Below are 17,013 nucleotides of genomic sequence, written 5' to 3' on the forward strand. Positions count from 1 at the left end.
GCTAGCGGCTGACCCTGCTATCGCTAGCACCCCCGCTAGCACCAGAAATAAGCCCTGGCCAGGGCGTTAGCACGCTAGCGCCCTCCCTTGACGACACCCAAAAACGGCCCAGGAGGCCACCCATGGACTCTGCCCTGTTCATCGCTAGCGCAGTGATCGTCACCACCCTGTTCATTACCGTCCGTTACGCCGTCGAGTGCTACATCAGGCCCTTCCGCCGCTGCCGCTCCTGCCACGGCAAGGGCCGCAAGCCCAACCGCATCGGACGCGGCACCCACGACTGCCGCCGCTGCCGCGCCACCGGCCTCCGCCTACGGATCGGCCGCCACATCTGGAACCACTTTCGCGCCCTGCACCGCGACGCCACCCGCTGACTGGAGCACCCATGCCGATCACGAACCTGACCCGCTACGCCCTCGCAGCCGCCGCCCGAGGCTGGCACGTCTTCCCGCTCGCCCCGAACGGCAAGACCCCGCCCCGCGGCTTCACCAACTGGCAACACCGCACCACCAATGACCCGGCCACCATCCGCCGCATCTGGCAGCGCCCGTACAACCTCGGCATCGCCACCGGCCCATCCGGCCTCGTCGTCATCGACCTCGACCAGCCCAAGCCCTACGAGCAACCACCACCGCAGTGGAACCGCCCCGGCATCCGAGACGGCGCAGACGTCCTCGCCGCCCTCTGCGACCAGGCCGGACAACCACTTCCGCTGGAGACCTTCCAGGTCCGCACCCGACGCGGCGGCCTGCACCTGTACTTCACCGCACCGAACGGAGTCACCCTGACGAACACCCAAGGCGGCAACGGCGGCCTCGGCTGGCTGATCGACACCCGCGCGAACGGCGGCTACGTCGTCGGCCCCGGCAGCCACGTCACCGACGAACACGGCAGCGGCCCCTACGAGGTCCTTCACCCGATCCCACCGGCACCGCTCCCGGCCTGGCTAGTGGAGCGACTACGCCCGGCCCCACTGCCACCACAGAAGCCCATCACCGTGCCCCTCGCATCCGACCGCCACGGCGCGTACATCCGCGCCGCCGTCCTCGGTGAGCTGCAACGGGTGGCCAGCTCACCACCCCACGGCCACAACAACGCGCTCTACCTCGCGTCCGTCGCGCTCGGCCAGCTCGTCGCCGGAGGCGAGCTACACGCCGCCGCCGTCACTACGTGGCTCATGGAGGCAGCCACGCAGATCGGCCAGCCCTACCGCGAGGCCCAGCGCACCATCGCCTCCGGCCTGCGCGCCGGAGCCCGCCGGCCTCGAACGGTGGCCGCATGACCAACGACCGCAGCACCCACCTTCGCCTGGTCAACGGTGATGCCGTCCAAGCGCCAGGCCAGCCCGTGCCGTTCCGCACCTCCTGGACCGCCGACGAACTGATGGCCATGACCTTCCCGGAGCCCCGCTGGGCCGTCCCCGGCATCATCGCCGAAGGACTCAGCCTCCTCGCAGGCCCGCCCAAGGTCGGCAAGTCCTGGCTCAGCCTGGGCCTCGGTATCGCCGTCGCCAGCGGCGCCAAGGCCCTGGAAGCCATCGAGCTGGAGCCCGGCCCCGTCCTCTACCTCGCCCTGGAAGACACCGCCCGCCGCCTGCAGAACCGCATGGGCAAGATCCTCGGCGGCCAGCCCGCCCCGCGCGACCTCACCCTCGCCACCACCTGCCCGACCCTGCCCGCAGGCGGCGAAGAGGCCATCGCCCGCTGGCTCGACCGCAACACCAACGCCCGCCTCGTCGTCATCGACGTCTTCGCCAAGATCCGAGGCACCACACCACCCGGCCTGTCCGCCTACGACGCCGACTACGCCGCAATGAGCCGCGCCAAGCGCCTGGCCGACACCTACGGCGTCGCCGTCGTCCTGATCCACCACGTCCGCAAGATGGCCTCAGAAGACTTCCTGAGCGAAGTCTCCGGCACCAACGGCCTGGCCGGAGCCGCAGACGCCACCCTCGTCCTCAAACGCGCCCGAGGCACCGCTGACGGCGTCCTGCACGTCACCGGCCGCGACGTCGAAGAAGCCGAATACGCCATGGCCTTCCAACCCGCCGCCGGCCTCTGGCACCTCCTGGACGGCCCACCCGAAGACCACACCCTGTCCGACACCCGCGCCGCCATCGCCCGCCACGTCCGCGCCAACCCAAACAGCACACCCAAGGCCATCGCCGACGCCACCGGCCTGTCCCACGAGAACGTCCGCAAGACCTGCCAACGCATGAACGCCGACGGCCAGCTCTGCGTCAACGCCACCGGCCACTACCGCCTCCCCGGAACAGAGTCCCCGGCAGGCGTCCCCGGCGTCCCCGGCGTCCCTACCGTCCCCAACCACGCCACGACCAGCACCAACACCCACACCCACACCCACACCCACGAGGGACAACCGGCCCGGCTGCCTGTCCCCGCTGTCCCCGCCGACGAGGAGAACCACGAGTGACCACCTCAACGCCGGACAGCGTCCGGCTCGCCGACACCCAGCTCTACCGCGTCACCGACGCCATGCGCCTGCTCCGCATGAGCCGCACCGTCATCTACGACCAGATCCGCACCGGCCGCCTGCGCTCCGTCAAGCAAGGCCGCGCCCGCCTCATCACCGCCAACGCCATCCGCGCCTACATCGCCCTCCTAGAGAAGGAAGCAGAGGAAGCAGCCTAATGACCAAGCGACGCAGCAGAGGAGACGGCGGCCTCCACTGGGACGACAAGCGCCAACGCTGGATCGCCACCGCCAGCCTCGGCTACGACCCCAGCGGCAAGCGCATCGTGAAGCGGGGCAGCGGCAAGACCAAGACCGAGGCCAAGAACAAGCTCAAAGAAGTCCTCCGCGACTACGAAGACGGCCTGGCCATCGCACCGGCGGACTACACCGTAAGCGATGCGCTTAAGTATTGGCTGGAGCATGGGGTCAAGGGTCGAGACGCCAAAACCATTCGGCTATACACAGACTTCGCACGGCTGCATGTCATTCCGGCCCTTGGCGCTCGCAAACTGCGAGACCTCTCGGTCGAGGATGTCGACAAGTGGCTTGCCAGCAAAGCCCCACTCCTCAGTACACGGTCACTCAAGCTCATCCATTCCATCCTCAACCGCGCCATCAAGAATGCCATGAGGCGCGACAAGGTCAAGCGCAACATAGTTGACCTATGCGATATCCCCGAGGGACGCGCTGGCCGCCCATCACGAGCGCTTACCTTGGCACAGGCAGAAGCCGTCATGGCAGCCGCTGATCAGGCAGAACATCGCATCCGCGCCTACATCATTGTGTCCTTGCTGACGGGGGCACGCACAGAAGAGGTACGCGCGTTGACGTGGCCACACGTCGTGGCGTTCGATCAGGAGCGCAGCGCGTGGCTGTCGGTCGAAGAGATTGGGTGGGATCACAAGGAGTTCGCTGTCTACGTCTGGCGATCCGTACGCAAGAAGGGCGATACGAAGACCATCAAGTCACGGCGCACACTCAAACTGCCAGCCCGCGCAGTCAAGGCTCTTCGCCTGCTCAAAGAGGCTCAAGACGAAGTCCGCGCCGATGCACACAATTCACCGGCCGTCGGAGGCTTGGTCTTTCGCACAAAGACTGGCACAGCAGTCACCGCGACGAACGTTCGACGCGACTTTCGCAGGGTGCTCAGCATCGCTGGTCTAAGTGACAGAGAATGGACGCCCCGCGAACTGCGGCATAGCTTCGTATCGCTTCTATCAGACTCTGGGGTGCCAATCGAAGACATCTCCCGGCTAGTTGGACACGCCAACACTGTGGTAACGGAGACGGTATACCGCTTTCAGCTTCGCCCTGTTCTCCTCGAAGGAGCTGCGGCCATGGATGCGATCTTCGGTGACCAGGACTAGCTAGACTTCACGCTTTTGCTCCCCGGCGCCGCTCACGGCGCCAGGGGAGCACCCTTACGGCACAACCTCATGGCCGTGCACCCAAGGGACATCTTCGGCAGCATGCGCACGGAATCGTTTCACGTTTACAGCATTGAACCGAGTAGCGGATTACTCCGCGATCTTCACGTGGACCATGACGGCGAATGAAATTCACTGGTGCAACTGAGGGGCTGCCGCATGATTTGCAAGCTCAGGAGGTTGCTCAAGCTGTTGTTCCACCTTTCGCTGCTCAGCCTTCAGGTGCTCCACACGCTCAGCGAACTCCACATAGCGTCCAAGCTCGTCATCAATGTTTCGATATCGATCGATACCAAGCCAGACAGCGGTGTACTCGTGCTCGATATCGTCTGCGGTACGCTGGAGATTTATGCTCCGCTCACGAAACTTGAAGTAACCCGTCATGCCCGCAGAAATTCCAACGAGAATACTAATAAACGGAGCAACCACTCGCAGATATTCGAGTTGTCCAGCTGCACTTGTGACTGCGGTGGTGACGATTGACCCAATAATGACAATAGACTGGAACCGATTATGGATCTTTCTATACCGAGTTGCATTATCGCGATACTCGTTTATAACAGCTAGAGTTTCGGCATGATACATTGCAAGGTGGGCAGCCAACTCTACCTCGTCGGCTTCTGACACGTTTTCGGGTCGGATATTGGCCTTTATCTGAGCGAGCTTCTTCTCGCGCTGACGTATCTCTCGTCCAATAAAACGACTGCGTACAAGACAAGCGACGGCCACGATAAAGCAGACTAGAGCCAGAGAAGCGCTTGCTGTGCCAGGTACTACGCTCCCCGTTTCTCGCGGAAAGATAATAAAGAAGAGGATCCCTGCTGCAAGAACTACGAGTGATCCGATCCCAGCCGAAACGAAGAAGCCACGCCTCCTCCGTACACGCCTTAAGGCAGCTTCCTGGCGATACCGATCCATCACGGCTTCGTGAACATATGGAATCTGGGTGTCATTGTACTCAGGCATATGACGCTCCCGATAAAGGCGATGAGAGAAGCCTACTTGTCCAACGGAACAAGGGCTAGTTCGTCACGCAATACGGGTACGCGTGGCTTTCTGGGGATCCACCAGTCGGTATGAGCAGCGTGGCCAGTGCCACGGTGACGGTGGCCAGCGCAAAGTCGGCAAGTACTGCTGGTGTACATACGCCACTCGTGCGGCGGTCTGAGGCCCCGCCACTGGCGGAGCTGGGTGGAATGCCAAGCGAGCACCGAGATACACCGCTCAGCTTCCCATGGGGATGCTCCGTGGGAGTTCCATTGGGCCGTAGCGGGTTGCTCGCTGCTGCACTCCGCATCTCAGCGATCTCATTGGGCGCCGGGCACATCGCCTAGGGCTGCCACCACTACAGGACGATAGTCACGCAGTTCGTCACTCACCCCCGCCTCGCCCTGATCGGCGAGGGTGAGTTCTCCCTGGTGGAGCCTAGGAGATTCGAACTCCTGACTTCCTGCTTGCAAAGCAGGCGCTCTGCCAACTGAGCTAAGGCCCCTTCGACGAAGATAGCTTACCGGGCGGAGGAAGCTACCTGCGTCGTACCAAGGTCGTCGCTCAGGATCAAGTTCGGGAAGTCGGCGATCGAGTCGAGGATGTGGGTGGCGCCGCCCTTCAGGAGGCGTTCTCTGCTGTGCACGCCCGTCATGACGCCTGCCACGATCGAGGCCCCGGCTCGCTTGCCGCAGAGCATGTCGCTCTCCGAGTCGCCGATGACGGCCACCTGGCGTACGTCGGGCACTCCCAGCCGGAGTACGGCGTGGAGGACCATGTCGGGCCAGGGGCGGCCGCGGCCGCCGGCGTCTTCGGGGGAGATGGCCAGGTCGATCTTGTCGTGCCAGCCTAGGACGCTCAGGACACGGCTCAGGGTGGTGCGGCTGAAGCCGGTGATCAGGGCCAGCTTGATGCCGGTGCCGCGGAGCTTGTCGAGGACCTCCAGGACTCCGGGCACGGGGACGAGACCTGCCCGCTCCAGCGCTCCCTCGTAGGAGCGCTCGAACGTCAGGTTCGCCGCCTGGGCCTGGGCCTCGTTGCCGGGGAAGATCCCACGGAAGACATCGATCTTGGGGCAGCCCCGGGACCGGTGCACGTGAACCATGGCACGCGCGTACGCTCCGGTCCCGGGCACTATGCCCTGGGTCGCGATCGCCTCGGCGAAGGCGCGCTCGACCATGGCGATGTCACCGACTGTGGTGCCTGCCAGGTCCAGGCACGCCAGCTTGATGGGGACGACGTCACTCATCGCCTCGCCGGTCGGTTAGTTCTCGCTACCGGTCGCCTCTGTCCAGAGATCGAGCTCTGCGCGGTCGGCCTGCACCTTACGCCAGATCAGCAACCCCCCGAGGGCGATCAGCGCCAGAACGAGCAGCTTCTTCACGGTGTGACCCCACTTCTTCGACGGTCTCACCTGCCGGGGTGAGACCCAACGGTTGACAAGCAGCCTAGCAAGGTATGGCTGCGGTCCCTGTGTTGTGCTCTGACCAGATGGGCCGAATGTGTGGCCCATCTGGGACAACAGCTCGATCATGCCAAATATCCAGCCCGGATGCGCAGGGGGTTCCTGATGGGGTGAAGCGTGTCCAGGGTGCAGGAGGGACGAGCGCCCTTCCAGGGGGCCTGGGTGAGTGCGCTTGCCAGCGTTCATCGCTGGTTCCAGAACGCCGCACACAGCACACGCAGGCCTCCGCCACACACCTGCTGGCGCAGGTAGATGCCTCTCGCTCCGATGCAAGGCTTTCGGGCCACATCAGGCCAGCTTGACATACCCCCATGGGGTGTATTAGGTTCCGGATTGTTCGGATATACCCCCTGGGGGTATAGGAAGAGGGCAGGGTGACGACATGCCGCCAGGCGTACGCCATCCGTATCCACAAGAGAAACGTGACCCGAATCTCATAAGACCCCGGGCTCAAATACCCTAGGGGGGTACGGTGTTAGACTCGAAGCAGAGACTGGAGACGACGATGACGTCCAAGGAGACAGCGATGAGCACCACCACCTACACCGTGCACGGCATGACCTGCGGCCACTGCGTGAGCTCGGTCAAGGAGGAGGTCAGCGAGGTCGCCGGCGTCACGAACGTCGAGGTGGACCTGGCCACCGGCCTGCTGACCGTTGGCAGCGAAGGCCCCGTCGACCGCGCGAGGATCGCCGCCGCGGTGGAGGAGGCCGGCTACGAGCTGGCGGATAGATCATGAACACGGCCGCCAGGCTCGGCTCGTACGCCCTGGGCCTGGCTGTCGTCTTCGGCGGCGCCCTGGGCGTGGGCAAGGTGGTGGGGCCGTCCCCGGCGAGCACGGCGACGGCGACCGCGACCGCCCAGGGCGCGGGCAGCCACGCAGCGGACGGCCCCGGCAGCCACGCAGCGGCAGAAGGCCACGCGGGCGACGACCACGCCACCCAGCCCGAGCAGCGGCAACAAGCGGCAAGCAAGACCAGCGATACCCCTGGGGGGCTCCAAGTGTCGCAGAACGGCTACACACTCAACCCGATCACCTCGCTCACGACCGGGGTTCCGACCGACTTCAAGTTCACCGTGATCGGCCCCGACGGCAAGCCGGTCACCGACTACCAGGTCGAGCACGACAAGAAGCTGCACTTCATCGTCGCCTCCCGCGACCTGACGAGCTTCCAGCACCTCCACCCCGACCTGGCCCCCGACGGCACCTGGTCGGTCAAGCTGACGCTGCCGAAGGCGGGCGCGTACCGGGCGTTCGCCGACTTCGTCCCCGCGGGCGGCGAGAAGCTCACGCTCGGCGCGGACCTGCAGGCCGCGGGCGACTACCGGCCCGAGCCGCTGCCCCACGTCAGCCGTACGGCGGCCGTCGACGACTACACGGTCAACCTGGCCGGCGACCTGGTCCCGGGCAGTTCCGGCAAGCTCACGCTGACGGTCAGCAAGGACGGAGAGCCGGTCACCGACCTGGAGCCCTACCTTGGGGCGTACGGTCACCTCGTGGCACTGCGCGCGGGCGACCTGGCGTACCTGCACGTACACCCGGAGGAGAGCAAGCAGGCGGGGCCCGAGATCACCTTCTACGCGCAGGCGCCCAGCCGCGGCGACTACCGGCTGTTCCTCGACTTCAAGCACGAGGGCAAGGTCCGTACGGCGAGCTTCACCGCCACGGCCACCCTGTCGGACGGGCACGCCCCCTCCGCGACCCACGACCACAGCCACTGAGAAACCAAACCCGCTGAAGAAAGGAGAGGTGATGTCTTCTCTGGGCGGAGCCACCCAGGACAGAGCTGTCGAACTCACGATCGGCGGCATGACGTGCGCATCGTGCGCCAACCGTATCGAGCGCAAGCTGAACAAGCTGGACGGCGTGACCGCCACGGTCAACTACGCGACGGAGAAGGCGAAGGTCACCTTTCCCGAGGACGTGGATGCGCAGCAGTTGATCGCCGAGGTGGAGAAGGCCGGCTACACGGCCGAGCTGCCCGAGGCCGCCCCGGCGCCGGACGAGCCGGTGGATGAGCTGCGGTCGCTGCGGCAGCGGCTGGTCGTCTCGGTGGTGTTGTCGGTGCCGGTGGTGGCGATGGCGATGATCCCGGCGTTGCAGTTCACGAACTGGCAGTGGTTGTCGCTGGTGCTGGCGGCGCCGGTGGTGGTGTACGCGGGCTGGCCGTTCCACAAGGCGGCCTGGACGAACCTGCGGCACGGCGCCGCGACGATGGACACGCTGATCTCGCTCGGCACGATCGCCGCGCTGGGCTGGTCATTGTGGGCGCTGTTCTTCGGCAGTGCGGGCACGCCGGGGATGACGCACCCGTTCGCGTTCACGATCGAGCGCACCGACGGCTCCGGCAACATCTACCTGGAGACGGCGGCGGCGGTGACCGCGTTCATCCTGGCCGGCCGGTACTTCGAGGCCCGCTCCAAGCGGCGGGCCGGGGCGGCGCTGCGGGCGCTGATGGAGCTGGGCGCCAAGGACGTGGAACTCGCGGACGGCCGGCGCGTCCCGGTCGAGCAGCTCAAGAGCGGGGACCGGTTCGTCGTCCGGCCGGGCGAGAAGATCGCCACCGACGGGGTCATCGAGGAGGGCACCTCGGCGGTGGACGCCTCGATGCTGACCGGTGAGTCGGTGCCGGTGGAGGTGCGGCCGGGTGATCCGGTGACCGGGGCGACGGTGAACGCGGGCGGGCGGCTGATCGTGCGGGCCTCCCGGGTCGGCGCGGACACGCAGCTCGCTCAGATGGCCAGGCTGGTGGAGGAGGCGCAGACCGGCAAGGCGCAGGTGCAGCGGCTGGCCGATCGTATCTCCGGCATCTTCGTGCCGATCGTGATCGCCCTGGCCCTCGGCACGCTGGGCTTCTGGCTGGGCACCGGCGACGGGGTGGGGGCGGCGTTCACCGCGGCGGTGGCGGTGCTGATCATCGCCTGCCCGTGCGCGCTGGGGCTGGCCACGCCGACGGCGTTGCTGGTGGGCACCGGGCGGGGCGCCCAGCTCGGCATCCTGATCAAGGGGCCGGAGGTGCTGGAGTCCACCCGCCGGATCGACACGGTCGTGCTGGACAAGACCGGCACGGTCACCGAGGGCAAGATGACCCTGACCGCGGTGCACGTGGCCGAGGGGGAGAGCCGGGAGCAGGTGCTGCGGTTGGCCGGGGCGCTGGAGCACGCCTCGGAGCACCCGATCGCGCAGGCCATCGCCCGCGAGGCCCGCTCGGGGGCCACCGTCGAAGACTTCGCCAACGTCGAAGGGCTGGGCGTGCAGGGCATCGTGGACGGCCACGCCGTGCTGGTCGGCCGCCCCCGGCTGCTGCAGGAGTGGTCGCAGCACCTGCCGGAGAAGCTGGAGCGCGAGCTCAGGGCCGAGCAGGCGGCCGGTCGCACCGCGGTGGCGGTCGGCTGGGACGGCCGGGCACGCGCGGTCCTGGTGGTGGCCGACGTGGTCAAGCCGACCAGCAAGGAAGCCATCGCCCAGCTCCGGGCGCTGGGCCTGACGCCGGTGCTGCTGACCGGCGACAACGAGGCCGTGGCCAGGAGCGTCGCCGCCGAGGTGGGCATCGACGAGGTGATCGCCGAGGTGCTGCCCGCCGACAAGGTGGACGTGGTCAAGAAGCTGCAGTCCGAGGGCAAGGTGGTGGCGATGGTGGGCGACGGCGTCAACGACGCCGCCGCGCTGGCCCAGGCGGATCTGGGGCTGGCCATGGGCACCGGCACCGACGCCGCCATCGAAGCCTCCGACCTGACCCTGGTACGCGGCGACCTGCGGGTGGCGGCCGACGCCATCCGGCTCTCGCGCCGCACGCTGTCAACGATCAAGGGCAACCTGTTCTGGGCCTTCGCCTACAACGTGGCCGCCCTGCCGCTGGCCGCCCTCGGCCTGCTCAACCCGATGATCGCGGGTGCGGCGATGGCGTTCTCCAGCGTCTTCGTCGTCAGCAACAGCCTCCGGCTGCGCCGCTTCACGTGAAACCCGGGCCCACCTGACGGCCGGCGCCATCACGGCGCCGGCCGTCACGAACATCCCGCCCACCGCCAGCCAGCCCAGAGTCCCGCCGCCGAGCACGAGCGCGGTGAGCACGACCGGCCCGAGCATCCTGGCCACCGCGACGCCGGTGCCGAAGAAGGCCTGGTACTGCCCCTGCCGATCGTCGGGCGCCAGCGTGAACCCGATCTCCCAGCCCCCCGAGGCCAGCAGCATCTCCCCCGCCACCAGCAAGGCCGCCGCCACCAGCAGGAACACCCACCCGTACGGGCTGAGCGCGAACACCGCGCAGGCCAGCAGCATCAGCAGCCCGGCCTGCCGCATCGCCGCCGAGGCGTCCCGCAGCCCCTTCACCCGCCTGGCCACCCGTACCTGGAAGAGCACCACGCCACCGGTGTTGATCAGCAGCAGGACGGAGACCACCCAGGTGGGCGCGTCGGTGCGCGAGGCGACCCACAGCGGCACGACCACGCTCAGCAGCGGCATGTAGAACAGCATCACCGCGTTGATCAGCGTGACGAGCGCGTAGGGCCGGTCGCGGAGCACGGCCAGCCGGGGCCCGGAAGGCGCCGGCGCGGGCCGTACGGCGGGCAGGCGCAGCAGCAGGGCGGCGGCGGTCAGGAAGGTCAGCGCGTCGAGCGCGAACACCGCCAGGTATCCCTCCCGCGTGCCGAGGGACAGGGCGAGCCCGCCCAGCGCCGCGCCGGTGGCCAGCCCGCCGTTCAGCGTGGCCTGGAGCGCCGCCCGTACGCGGGTCCGCCCGGCGGGCGGGATCAGGGCGGCGAGCAGGGCCTGGCGGGCGGCCGACAGCCCGGTCTGCGCGGTGCCGTACAGGCAGGCCACCAGGGCGAACGCCGCGAACGAGCGCGCGAACAGGAAGCCCGTGACCGCCACGGCGGTCGCGACCGCGAGCAGCACCGCGACGCCGCGCGGGCCGCGCCGGTCGGCGAGGTGGCCGAGCGGCACGCCGGCGACCGAACCGACGGCCCACCCCAGCGTGAGGCCGAGGCCGATCTCGGTGGCGGACAGGCCGACGATGCCGGAGAAGTAGAACGCGGAGGTGACGAGGTAGACGCCGTCCCCGATCGAGCTGACCAGCTGCGCCTGTGCCAGGACCCGCCGATGTGTCATGCACCCATCCTCATCCCGAACTTGTCCCGGGATAAGCTCCAATTCCCGGCAAGATGATTGGGCCAAGATGGACGTGCACATCAACCTCGACGGCCGCCGTGACCTGGCCGCACAGGTCTACCGTCAGCTCCTCGACGCGATACTCGACGGCCGCCTCAGGGAGGGCGAGCGCCTCCCCCCGACCAGGGAGCTGGCGCGGCGCCTCGACATCTCCAGGAACACGGTCGCCCTCGCCTACGACCGCCTGGTCGCCGACGGGTTCCTGGTGGGACGGGCGGGCGCGGGCACGTTCGTGTCGGGGGAGCCGGTCAGGGGGCGGGCCGCGCCGAAGGGTGTCGCCCGCCCGCGCCCGGTCTGGCAGGGCCTGGCGCCGCCGCCGAGGATGGCCCCCGCCCGGTACGACTTCCGCGTCGGCGTCCCCGACGCCCGGCTGTTCCCCATGGAGACCTGGCGCCGCCTGGTGGCCCGCGAACTGCGCACGAGCGTCGCCGGTTACGGCGACCCTGCCGGACACGAGCCCCTGCGCGCGGCCATCTCCCGCCACATCGGCCTGAGCCGCTCGGTCCACGCGAGCCCGGCCGACGTGCTGATCACCAACGGCGCCCAGCAGGCGCTGGACCTCATCGGCCGGGTCCTGATCGAGCCGGGCACCGTCGTGGCCGTCGAGGAGCCCGGCTATCCCCCGGCCCGCCTGCTGTTCCGCTCGCTCGGCGCCCGGGTCGCGAGCGTGCCGGTGGACGCGGAGGGCATCGACGTCCGGGCCATCCCCGGGGCGGCCAAGGTCGTGTACGTGACGCCGTCGCACCAGTTCCCGCTGGGCACGCCCATGTCGCTGGCCCGCCGCGCCGCCCTGCTGGCCTGGGCCGAGCGCCGCAGGGCGGTGGTGATCGAGGACGACTACGACAGCGAGTTCCGCTTCGGCGAGCGCCCGCTGGAGCCGCTGCAGAGCCTGGACAGGGCCGGGCGCGTCATCTACGTGGGCTCGTTCTCCAAGACCCTGCTGCCCATGCTCAGGCTGGGCTTCCTGGTGGCCCCCGCCTCGCTCGCGCCGGCGCTGGCCGCGGCCAGGTACCTGTCCGACTGGCACGGCGAGGTGCCCAAGCAGGCGGCGCTGGCCCGCTTCATCGACGAGGGCCTGCTGGCCAGGCACATCAGGAAGGCCACCCGCGAGTACGCCGCCAGGCACGCGCTGATCGCCGAGGCCCTGGCCGCCGACGAGCGGGTGCGGCTGGTGCCGTCCACGGCGGGGCTGCACCTGTGCGCGCTGGGCGCGTCCGTACGTGCCACGCCCGGCCTCGCGGTGGAGCACCTGGAGGCGTACTGCGGCCAGAGCCCGCCGCAGCGCGGCGTGGTGCTGGGTTACGGCGCGATCGGCAGGGACGCCATCCCGGAGGGCCTGCGCCTGCTCCGGTCACGGATGTCGGCGGCTCCAGAACCTGCGGCCCCGCCCTCCTGACGCCTACGGATGTCGGCGGCTCCAGAAGCGGCGGCCCCGCTCCCCTGACAGCTCCGGGTCGTCGGGGGGCGACGGCTGCTGCACGATCACGACGGTCGTGCGGGCGTGCCGCGCGCAGTACATGCTGGTCGAGGGCAGGAAGATGCGGCTGAGCAGGCCGCGGCGCCCCCGCCCGAGCACCAGCAGGTCGCCCTCCCGCGCCAGGTCGACGAGGTGATAGCCGGGATCGCCGACCCGGCCCACCGCGAACGTCGTCAGGTCGTCGGGCACCCCGCCCGCGACGTCCTCGAACACGCTCGTGATCACCTCGGTGCAGCGCGCCTCCTCGCCCACCCTGACCGCGTGCTGCACGGGCAGCGCCTCGGGAAAGGGATGGACGGGCGCGCGACTGACATGCACGGCCACGAGAGCCATCCGGTGCAGCCTGGCCGCGCCGATGGCCCAGGCCAGCGCCCAGCGCGCGGCCGGGGACTCGTCCACCCCCACGATCAGCCGCGCACCGCCGGGCAGATCCTGTTCCACGGTGCCTCCTGTCGAAGTACGACCATAGTGCGCCACCACGCTGGTTACCGGGAGGTGGCACTTTGCGAACTCTGGAGTCCCTTCCGAATGCGGGCATAGCATGCGGGGGTGGAGCGCGGGTGGGTGCGCCCCCGTCCCGCCCTCGACCGGCGGCTCGACGGGGCGCTGACACACAGGCTGACCTGCCTCGTGGCGACCACGGGCTACGGGAAGTCCACCGCGCTGGCCGGCTGGGGCCAGGCCGTGGGCGCGGTGCTGCACCGGCTCGGGCCCGCCGACCGTGACCTGCCCACGCTGGCGGGCACGGTGGCCGCGGCGCTGTCGGCGAAGGTGCCCGGCCTGCCCGCCGACCTGGTGACGGCCGCCGCGGCCCCGCTCGGGCCGGACGCCGACGAGCTGTCGAGGGCGGCGGCGCTGGCAGGCGGGCTGGCCGAGGCGCTGGCCACGCGGTTGCGGCGGGGGCTGGTGCTGGTGTTCGACGGCATCGAGGCCATCGCGGGCGCGACCGGTCCCGTGCGGTACGTGGAGACGCTGGTCCGCGCGGCGCCCCGGCACCTGCACCTGGTCACGGCGTCGCGGGCGCCGCTGCCGTTCCCCACCGCCCGGCTGCGCCAGGACCACGACGTGCTCGACCTCGACGCCGGCGACCTCGCGCTGACCCCGGACGAGACCGCAGCCTGGGCCGGCGCGCTGCTGGGCGAGGCGGGCGCGGACATCGCCGCCGAGCTGCACCGCACGTGCGGCGGCTGGCCGGCGGCCGTGCAGGCGGCGCTCGACGCGCTGGCCCGCGAGGACCCGGCCACCTGGCGGGGCATCGTGGCCGGCCTGACGGCCAACTCGGCCACGCTCGAGCGCCTCACGCTCGCGGCGTTCAAGGACCTGCCCGCGGCCATGCGCGAGCTGCTGCGCGCCGCCACCGTGCTGCCGGTGCTGACCCCCGGCCTGGCCGCCACGCTCGGTGCGCCGCCCGACACGCTGGACGCGCTCGCGAGCCGGGGCCTGTTCCTCGAACCGGCCGAACCCGGCGGCCACCGGCTCACCTCGACGGCCGGCCACACCCTGGCCAGGCACCTGCCGCTGGACCGGCACGAGGCCCACGACGTGGCGGCGGTCGCCGCCCGCTGGTACGTCGAGCACGACCGTCCCGAGCTGGCCCTGCGCGCCGCCGTCGCGACCGCGCACGCCGGCCTGGCCGCCACGCTGCTCGACGCGCACGGCCCGCTGCTGGCCGAGCGCGGCGACGTGCTGGCCGCGCTGGAGCTGTTACCCGAGCCCGCCAGGCGCGCGCCCCCGATGCTCAGGCTGGCCGGCATCGCCGAGCAGAACCGCGGCCACTGGAGCCGCGCCCGCGAGCTGCTCGCCGAGGCCGCCGAGGGGCCGGGCTTCGACGCGGCCCTGGCCAGGCGGCTGGCCTTCATCGACCACATGCGCGGCGACTTCGACCGGGCCCTGCCCATGTACGAGCGGGGCCACGCGTACGGCCTGCCGCCCGCCGACGCCGCCATGTGCGCCGCGTCCATGGCCTCGGTGCACTGGCTGAAGGGCGACCGCGCGGCCTGCGCCGAGCTCGCGGACCGGGCGCTGGAGCAGGCCAGGAGCCTGGGCGACGCGAGCGCCCTGGCCATGGCGAACACGGTCCTGGCCATGCTGGCCGCCCTCGACGGCGACCGCCGCGCCAACGACGCCTACTACCTGCGCGCCCTGGCCTACGCCGAGCGGGCCGGCGACATGGTGCAGCTCATCCGCATCCACGCCAACCGGGCCTCCCGCTACCTGGACGAGGCCGCGTACGCCGAGGCGCTGGCGGAGACGGAGATCGCCGGCCGGCTGTCGGACCTGGTGGCGTTCGCCCCCTTCGCCGCCCTGAACGTCTCCAACCGCGCCAAGGCCCTGATCGGCCTGGGCCGCCTGGAGGAGGCCGCGGCCGAGGCGGCGGACGCGGCGGCCAGGTGGGAGGCGATGGGCTCCAGGCTGACCGGCGCCGGGCTGAACCGGCTGGCCGCCGTGCACGCCCTGCGCGGCGACCGTACGACCGCCGCCGCGCTCTACCGGCAGGTCATCGCGCAGTCCGGGCCGTCGGGCGAGGTGCAGGCGCTGTCGCAGGCGCTCAACGGGCTCGCCGAGCTGCTGGCCGCCGAGGATCCCGAGGAGGCCACGCGGGTCGCGGCGCGGGCCCTGGAGCATGTCGAGGGCATCTCCGGGGTGGCCGCCAGGGTCGCCGCCGCCCGGGTGGCGCTGGCCGCGGGGCAGCGCGAGCACGCCGGGGCGCTGCTCGACGAGGCCGAGCCGGTGGCGGCCGGCCGCAGGGACCACGCCGCCCTGGCCACCGTCGCCGAGCTGCGCGCCGAGCTGGACGGCGACGCCAAGCTCGCCGACGAGGCGGTACGCAGGTGGGCGGCCGTCGGCGACCCGATCGGCCGGGCCAGGGCCGAGCTGGTCAGGGCCGCCCTGGCGGACCCGGCGACCGGCGGCGAGGTGGCCGCCGAGGTGCGCGGGCGCATGCACGCGATCGGCTGCCGGGCGCTGGACGACCGGATCGACGCCCTCGTGGCCCGCGCCGGTCCCCCGCGCGGGGCGAAGCTCGTGGTGGAGACGATGGGAACGTTCCGGGTGCTGCGTGGCTCGGTGCCCGTCCCGCGTACGGCGTGGCAGTCGCGCAAGGCCCGCGACCTGCTGAAGATCCTGGTCAGCCGCAGGGGCGGCGCGATCGGCAGGGAGCGCCTGGTCGAGATCCTCTGGCCGGAGCAGGAGGACGAGGCGGTCGGGCTGCGGCGGCTGAACGTCATGGTGTCCACGCTGCGTGCCGTGCTGGATCCGGAGCACGCGTGGCCGGCCGACGAGTTCGTGGTGTCGGACGAGGGCGCGTTGCGGCTGGAGCTGTCCAACGTCGAGGCCGACGTCGAGACCTTCCTGGAGCTGGTGGGCCAGGCCGTGCGGCTGGACCAGGCGGGCAGGCAGGCGGAGGCGCTGGCGCGGTGGGAGGCGGCCGAGAGCGCCTACGGCGGCGAGTTCTGCGAGGAGGACCCGTACGCGGACTGGGCGGTGGGTCTGCGCGAGCAGCTCAGGCTGGCGTACGTGCAGGCGGCGGCCAGGCTGGCCGAGGCGCGGGCCGGCGAGCACCGCCATGACGAGGCCGCCCGCTACTGGCTGCGGCTGCTGGAGCGCGACCGTTACGACGAGCGGGCCCACCTCGGCCTGGTACGCGTCCTCGACCTGGCCGGCCGCAGGGGCGACGCCCGCAGGCGCTACCGGTTCTACGCGGAGCTGATGCGCGAGCTGGAGGTCGAGCCCGCGCCCTACCCGACCTGAACCAGACCTGAACCTGGCGGGGAGATCGTGTTCGGATGAGAACGGTCATCGTCCGGCTGGTCGAGCCCGAGCAGGCAGGCGGCCAGCTCCGCGGGCTGCTCGAAGAGGTTGGGGGCGAACCGGTGCCGTTCAGCGGCTCGGAAGCCGTCATCGAGCTGCTGCTGGCCGCCGCCGGGCTGAAGCACGATCCGGCCTGAGATCCGGCCCGAGGCACGATCCGGCCTGAACCTCGCGCGAACCCCGCTCGCCACGATGAGTGCACCGAG

At 70.1% G+C, this 17,013-nt stretch carries 15 protein-coding genes, 1 tRNA gene and 1 pseudogene; 11 read left to right on the plus strand and 6 right to left on the minus strand.

The window, feature by feature from the left end; all coding sequences use genetic code 11:
- The first annotated feature begins 122 nt into the window (after positions 1-122).
- The 5 genes from ACBJ32_RS37720 to xerC are packed head-to-tail and all read left to right on the plus strand — an operon-like array spanning position 123 to position 3,841.
- Complete coding sequence (locus ACBJ32_RS37720) at positions 123-374, plus strand: hypothetical protein (RefSeq protein WP_375130812.1); 252 nt, start codon at positions 123-125, stop codon at positions 372-374.
- A gap of 11 nt (positions 375-385) precedes the next feature.
- Entirely contained in the window at positions 386-1,282 is an 897-nt protein-coding gene (locus ACBJ32_RS37725; protein WP_375130813.1) for a bifunctional DNA primase/polymerase, read from the plus strand.
- Complete coding sequence (locus ACBJ32_RS37730) at positions 1,279-2,433, plus strand: AAA family ATPase (protein WP_375130814.1); 1,155 nt, start codon at positions 1,279-1,281, stop codon at positions 2,431-2,433. The genes ACBJ32_RS37725 and ACBJ32_RS37730 overlap by 4 nt, the downstream gene beginning before the upstream one ends.
- Positions 2,430-2,651 (plus strand): helix-turn-helix domain-containing protein, encoded by a 222-nt coding sequence (locus ACBJ32_RS37735; RefSeq protein WP_168021980.1) that lies wholly within the window; start codon positions 2,430-2,432, stop codon positions 2,649-2,651. The genes ACBJ32_RS37730 and ACBJ32_RS37735 overlap by 4 nt, the downstream gene beginning before the upstream one ends.
- Positions 2,651-3,841, plus strand: coding sequence for a tyrosine recombinase XerC (gene xerC / locus ACBJ32_RS37740; protein ID WP_375130816.1), 1,191 nt, complete (start codon positions 2,651-2,653; stop codon positions 3,839-3,841). Before ACBJ32_RS37735 ends, xerC begins: the two co-directional genes overlap by 1 nt.
- Before the next feature lie 192 nt (positions 3,842-4,033).
- On the opposite strand, the gene ACBJ32_RS37745 is transcribed toward xerC, so the two are convergent.
- From ACBJ32_RS37745 to ACBJ32_RS37760, 4 genes are all read right to left on the minus strand, one after another.
- Complete coding sequence (locus ACBJ32_RS37745; protein WP_375130817.1) at positions 4,034-4,867, minus strand: DUF4231 domain-containing protein; 834 nt, start codon at positions 4,865-4,867, stop codon at positions 4,034-4,036.
- Between the two features lie 450 nt (positions 4,868-5,317).
- Positions 5,318-5,393 (minus strand) — tRNA-Ala (locus ACBJ32_RS37750).
- A gap of 15 nt (positions 5,394-5,408) precedes the next feature.
- Positions 5,409-6,137 (minus strand): HAD-IA family hydrolase, encoded by a 729-nt coding sequence (locus ACBJ32_RS37755; RefSeq protein ID WP_344476575.1) that lies wholly within the window; start codon positions 6,135-6,137, stop codon positions 5,409-5,411.
- Between the two features lie 15 nt (positions 6,138-6,152).
- Positions 6,153-6,272 carry a DLW-39 family protein gene (locus ACBJ32_RS37760; protein WP_020542320.1) on the minus strand — a complete coding sequence of 40 codons (120 nt, stop codon included), beginning with the start codon at positions 6,270-6,272 and terminating at the stop codon, positions 6,153-6,155.
- 607 nt (positions 6,273-6,879) lie between these two features.
- Here ACBJ32_RS37760 and ACBJ32_RS37765 point away from each other — a divergent pair.
- Genes ACBJ32_RS37765 through ACBJ32_RS37775 form a run of 3 tightly spaced genes read left to right on the plus strand, consistent with a single transcriptional unit; the run spans position 6,880 to position 10,314 of the window.
- Positions 6,880-7,092: a heavy-metal-associated domain-containing protein gene (locus ACBJ32_RS37765; protein WP_375130818.1), complete on the plus strand. Its 213-nt coding sequence runs from the start codon at positions 6,880-6,882 to the stop codon at positions 7,090-7,092.
- Positions 7,089-8,075 (plus strand): hypothetical protein, encoded by a 987-nt coding sequence (locus ACBJ32_RS37770; protein ID WP_375130819.1) that lies wholly within the window; start codon positions 7,089-7,091, stop codon positions 8,073-8,075. The genes ACBJ32_RS37765 and ACBJ32_RS37770 overlap by 4 nt, the downstream gene beginning before the upstream one ends.
- Before the next feature lie 31 nt (positions 8,076-8,106).
- Entirely contained in the window at positions 8,107-10,314 is a 2,208-nt protein-coding gene (locus ACBJ32_RS37775) for a heavy metal translocating P-type ATPase (protein ID WP_375130820.1), read from the plus strand.
- Between the two features lie 126 nt (positions 10,315-10,440).
- Here ACBJ32_RS37775 and ACBJ32_RS37780 read toward each other — a convergent pair.
- Positions 10,441-11,541: pseudogene (locus tag ACBJ32_RS37780) on the minus strand (MFS transporter); the annotation flags it as partial.
- Between ACBJ32_RS37780 and ACBJ32_RS37785 the strand changes: the two are divergent.
- Positions 11,528-12,916 carry a PLP-dependent aminotransferase family protein gene (locus tag ACBJ32_RS37785; RefSeq protein ID WP_375130821.1) on the plus strand — a complete coding sequence of 463 codons (1,389 nt, stop codon included), beginning with the start codon at positions 11,528-11,530 and terminating at the stop codon, positions 12,914-12,916. The pseudogene ACBJ32_RS37780 and the gene ACBJ32_RS37785 sit on opposite strands and share 14 nt — an antisense overlap.
- A 3-nt stretch (positions 12,917-12,919) precedes the next feature.
- On the opposite strand, the gene ACBJ32_RS37790 is transcribed toward ACBJ32_RS37785, so the two are convergent.
- Positions 12,920-13,438 carry a universal stress protein gene (locus tag ACBJ32_RS37790; RefSeq protein WP_357880468.1) on the minus strand — a complete coding sequence of 173 codons (519 nt, stop codon included), beginning with the start codon at positions 13,436-13,438 and terminating at the stop codon, positions 12,920-12,922.
- A 108-nt stretch (positions 13,439-13,546) separates the two neighbouring features.
- Here ACBJ32_RS37790 and ACBJ32_RS37795 point away from each other — a divergent pair, with 108 nt between their 5' ends.
- Positions 13,547-16,747, plus strand: coding sequence for a BTAD domain-containing putative transcriptional regulator (locus tag ACBJ32_RS37795; RefSeq protein WP_375130822.1), 3,201 nt, complete (start codon positions 13,547-13,549; stop codon positions 16,745-16,747).
- Positions 16,748-16,782: 35 nt separating this feature from the next.
- Complete coding sequence (locus tag ACBJ32_RS37800) at positions 16,783-16,944, plus strand: hypothetical protein (RefSeq protein WP_375130823.1); 162 nt, start codon at positions 16,783-16,785, stop codon at positions 16,942-16,944.
- Positions 16,945-17,013: the final 69 nt, after the last annotated feature.

The organism is Nonomuraea sp. GTA35 (genome assembly GCF_041950525.1).
Taxonomy (GTDB): Bacteria; Actinomycetota; Actinomycetes; order Streptosporangiales; family Streptosporangiaceae; genus Nonomuraea.